Annotated in this window: 6 protein-coding genes; 2 read left to right on the top strand and 4 right to left on the bottom strand. The window is 56.3% G+C overall.

Annotated elements, in window-relative coordinates:
- A partial coding sequence (locus tag A3754_RS26165; RefSeq protein WP_197468655.1) for a bifunctional ornithine acetyltransferase/N-acetylglutamate synthase occupies window positions 1-139 on the top strand: 139 nt, incomplete at its 5' end.
- A gap of 140 nt (window positions 140-279) precedes the next feature.
- Complete coding sequence (locus tag A3754_RS13665; RefSeq protein WP_063520130.1) at window positions 280-1,221, top strand: Nudix family hydrolase; 942 nt, start codon at window positions 280-282, stop codon at window positions 1,219-1,221.
- 158 nt (window positions 1,222-1,379) lie between these two features.
- On the opposite strand, the gene A3754_RS13660 is transcribed toward A3754_RS13665, so the two are convergent.
- The 4 genes from A3754_RS13660 to A3754_RS13645 form a co-directional block, all read right to left on the bottom strand.
- Window positions 1,380-1,580: a DNA gyrase inhibitor YacG gene (locus A3754_RS13660; RefSeq protein ID WP_063520129.1), complete on the bottom strand. Its 201-nt coding sequence runs from the start codon at window positions 1,578-1,580 to the stop codon at window positions 1,380-1,382.
- A 176-nt stretch (window positions 1,581-1,756) separates the two neighbouring features.
- Window positions 1,757-2,359 carry a dephospho-CoA kinase gene (gene coaE, locus A3754_RS13655; protein WP_369817618.1) on the bottom strand — a complete coding sequence of 201 codons (603 nt, stop codon included), beginning with the start codon at window positions 2,357-2,359 and terminating at the stop codon, window positions 1,757-1,759.
- Between the two features lie 87 nt (window positions 2,360-2,446).
- Window positions 2,447-3,322: an A24 family peptidase gene (locus tag A3754_RS13650; protein WP_197468654.1), complete on the bottom strand. Its 876-nt coding sequence runs from the start codon at window positions 3,320-3,322 to the stop codon at window positions 2,447-2,449.
- A 2-nt stretch (window positions 3,323-3,324) separates the two neighbouring features.
- On the bottom strand, window positions 3,325-4,248 hold a 924-nt coding region (locus A3754_RS13645), incomplete at its 5' end, for a type II secretion system F family protein (protein ID WP_063520131.1).

Below are 4,248 nucleotides of genomic sequence, written 5' to 3'. Positions count from 1 at the left end.
AGCACAAGGTGCCGCCGTGATGGCGAAGCCGGAAATCACCATTCGGGCGGATCTGGCGTCTGGTGATGCACAGTGCACCGTGTGGACCTGCGACTTTAGCTATGACTACGTGAAGATCAATGCGGAGTATCGAACCTAGAGGCTGTGGCTTCATCGCCCCGTAGGAGCTTGCTTGCAAGCGAAAGGCTTTTACTTGGGCCCTGCTGCAGTTCATTGCTTCGCGTGCAAGCACGCTCCCACATTAACCCGGCTGCTGCCAGAGCGAATGGCCCCAAATAAATGACCACCGAACCTACTCCCGCCATTACCGTCGTCGCCGCCATCATCCGTGGCGAAGATGGCCGAATTTGTCTTAGCAAGCGCCCTGACAATAAGCATCAGGGTGGGCGCTGGGAATTTCCCGGTGGCAAGGTGGAGCAAGGCGAAGCGTTGGACGAAGCGTTGGCTCGCGAGCTGGAAGAAGAGCTTGGCATGACAGGGGCGACGTCCAGCCCTTTTATGACGATTGCCCACCAGTACGATGATCTCCATGTGACCCTGCATTTTCGTGATGTTTGCGCCTGGCGGGGCGAGCCACAAGGGCGAGAAGGGCAGCGGGTGCAGTGGTTTCTTCCGGATGAACTGTCGGATTTGCGCTTCCCGGCGGCCAATCAGCCGGTGGTGAATGCCATGCAGCTGCCTGAGCAGTTAGTGGTCGCGCCGGAAGATATCACTCTGCACGAGTTGTTGGCCGGGATTGATCAATTGAATGGGGAGCAGCAGGGGCTGTATTTGCGGCAGTGGAGTGACCATGCCGAGGTGGCCGCGATCGTGGCGCAATGTCAGCAACGCGGCGTAAAAGTCTGGTTGCGTGCTGTGGATGCGCAGAGTGCGGCGACAGCAAAGGCGTTGGGTGTATTCGCCCTGCATTTTCCAGGCAGAACACTGGCCCGGCTGGATGAGCGACCCGCATTTGATGGGATCATCAGTGCTGCGGTGCATGATCAGGTGGCCCGGGATAAGGCAAGCAATCTGGGCCTGGATATGGCGCTGGTTTCACCTGTCCTGCCCACGCCGACACATCCGGGTAAGCCTGCATTGGGTTGGCCGCAAGCGGCGTTGCTAATGAAGGGGGCGCCGCTTGCCTGTTATGCGCTGGGCGGTGTGACACCGGGCGATCTGGTCAGTGCCCGTGACCACGGCGCTGTGGGCGTGGCGGGTATCCGCGCCTTCTGGCCGTGATTAGTGTTCTGCAGACGTGTTAGGTCGCTTTTGACAGCACTCCATCTTGTGGGAAGCGATGCTTGCATCGCGAAGAAGCCGGATACACTGCGCCGCTATTCGTGATGCGAGCATCACTTCCCACAGAAAATAAGAGGTGTTGGGCGTTTTTGAGGGGGCTAAAACTCGTCAAAATCCCCAGGGGCATCATCATCACCTGGAATAGCGTGGCGTTCTGTCGCCCAGTCCCCGAGATCAATTAACTTGCAGCGTTCACTACAAAACGGCCGCCAGGGATTGTTGTCCCAGCGAGTGAGGCTTTTGCACTGCGGGCAGGGGTAGGTTTGGGTGGCTTTTTTCGCCGGGGCTTTGTCAGTCATGGTATTACGCGCGTTATTCCTCTGTGCAGGTTTTCCCTCTTTGAGAAGGGGGAGAATATTGTAGGGCAGGAAGTGCGGCAAGCTACCTCCTACCTCCTACCTCCTACCTCCTACCTCCTACCTCCGACAATACCGATTGGCTGCTGGAGAGAGCGAGGCTGGCGCCATTTTCCGAGCTACGGAGATGCCTCGGCCAATTCCAGATAGTGCCGATGAAGCATTCTCAGTTGCTCGTGGAGCGCCTCCAGAGAACCGTGATTCTCCACTACATCATCCGCTTGATCCAGTCGCTTGCTACGTGCCAGCTGTGCTTTCATGATCGCCGCGACCTGAGCTTCCGGCACCTGATCCCGTGCCATGGTGCGCTCTACCTGCAATTCTGCAGAGGCATCAATGACCAGAATGCGATCTACCAAGGCTTTTTGCGATGTTTCCAGCAGCAGAGGGGAAACCAGAACGGTATAGGGCGATTGGCTTGCCCCGATCTGCCGGTGAAGTTCGTCACCTATGGCGGGGTGGGTAATACCTTCGAGGGTTTTTAGTGCGTCCGGGTCAGCAAACACGATCTCGCGGAGTGCCCGCCGATCCAGCGCGCCGTCGTCGGCGATGACATGCTGGCCAAAATGCTCGGCGATGGCGAGTAAGGCGGGCTGCCCGGGCTCAACCACCACCCGTGATGCAAGATCCGCATCCACAATGGTGATGCCCTGTTGTGCAAGATAATCCGTGGCAGCGGTCTTGCCGCTACCAATGCCACCGGTAAGACCAACAACAAACATGATGAATTCCGCTTGCATGCATCACGCAACACGCGCATCACGCGGTGCCTGTTGGCGTGCCTGCGTGTAGCGTGGGGCGTGTTTGCGTTAGAGTTTGAACATTCCCAGATACGAGCTGACGATACTATCGCCCCAGAGCAGGGCAATCCACCCGGCGGTGGCCAGATAAGGTCCGAAAGGGATTTGCGTGCGCTTCTCGCCGCTGAACATCATCATGGCGATCGCGAAGACCAGCCCGACCACCGATGACAGCAGAATAATCACCGGCAGGTATTGCCAGCCGACCCAGGCGCCCAGCGCGGCCAGCAGCTTAAAATCGCCGTAGCCCATGCCTTCTTTACCGGTGATCAGCTTGAACAGCCAGTACACACTCCAAAGCGAAAGATACCCGGCCATGGCACCGACCACCGCATCGCTCAATGAAACCGGCGATACGCCCATAACGGCCGCCAACAAGCCTGCCCAAAGCAACCAGTAGTTCAGACTGTCCGGCAGCAGGGTGGTGTCTGCGTCGATCATGGCGGCGGCCAGCAGCACCCAGGTGGCAAAAAGCGTAAACACCAGCCAGGGACCATACCCGAAGTGCCAGGCACACAGTCCGGCGAGCACACCACTGACAAGTTCGATAATGGGGTAGCGTTTGCTGATCGGGGTTTTGCAACCCTTGCACTTGCCGCGCAGGGCCAGCCAGCTAAACACGGGAATATTTTCATACCAGCTGATCGCATGGCTGCATTTCGGGCAGCGCGAGCGCGGTGTCACCAGGTTGAAAATGCCGCCACTGTCTTCCGCTGGCAGCTCCAGGATCTCGCGGGCTTCCTGCTTCCAGCTCCGCTCCATCATCAACGGCAAACGATGAATGACCACATTCAAAAAACTGCCTACCAGCAGCCCCATAACAACACAAAGCCCGACCAGAAGGGTCGGGCTGGACGAAAGAAGCGCCAGAGAATCTGAAATCATTATTAACCTACAACGTTACCCAACTGGAAGATCGGCAAGTACATGGCAATAATCAGGCCGCCAATCAGTACGCCCAGCACCGCCATGATCAGCGGCTCCATCATGCTGGTCAGGCCATCGACCGCATTGTCTACTTCCTCTTCGTAGTAAACGGCAACTTTATCTAACATCGCATCCAAAGAGCCAGATTCCTCACCAATGGCTGTCATTTGCAAGGCCATGGCTGGGAATACGCCCGTGGAGCGCATTGCAAACTGCAATTGCTGACCGGTAGAGACGTCGTCTTTCACTTGAAGGACAGCGCGACGATAGACTACGTTGCCGGTAGCCCCGGCACAGGCATCCAAAGCTTCAATCAGGGGAACACCGGCAGCAAAGGTGGTGGACAGGGTGCGAGCATAACGAGCAATCGTGGACTTGAATGCCAAGTCTCCGACAATGGGAAGTTTCAGAACCAGGCGGTCGAGAGCGTTCCTGAATGCTTCGGACTTTTTCTTGAGCGTTGAGAAGCCCACGGCAAAGCCGATGATGCCTACCAGGATCAGGAGAAAATTATTACTCAAGCTTTTCGATAGCCCGATAACAAACAGGGTAAAAGCAGGTAGCTCTGCACCGAAGCCGTCGAACAAGTCCTGAAATACCGGAACCACCTTGAGCAGCAAAATTGCCGTCACAATGACCGCAGCGATTACTACAGTGGCCGGGTACTTCATGGCCTTCTTGATTTTTTGTTTCAGTGCTTCACTTTTTTCTTTATATAGAGCGACCCGGTCGAGCATGGTTTCCAGTGCACCTGACTGCTCGCCTGCGTCAATCAGGCTGCAGTAAAGATCGTCAAAATAGTCAGGATGCTTGGACAGTGCCCCGGCAAAGTTATTACCACCTTCTACTTCAATTTTCAGTTTGAGCACCAAGTCTTTCATCGA

This window comes from Alcanivorax sp. HI0083 (assembly GCF_001635175.1).
The sequence above is the reverse complement of the archived record's forward strand: the minus strand, read 5'-3'. Positions and strand labels throughout refer to the sequence as shown.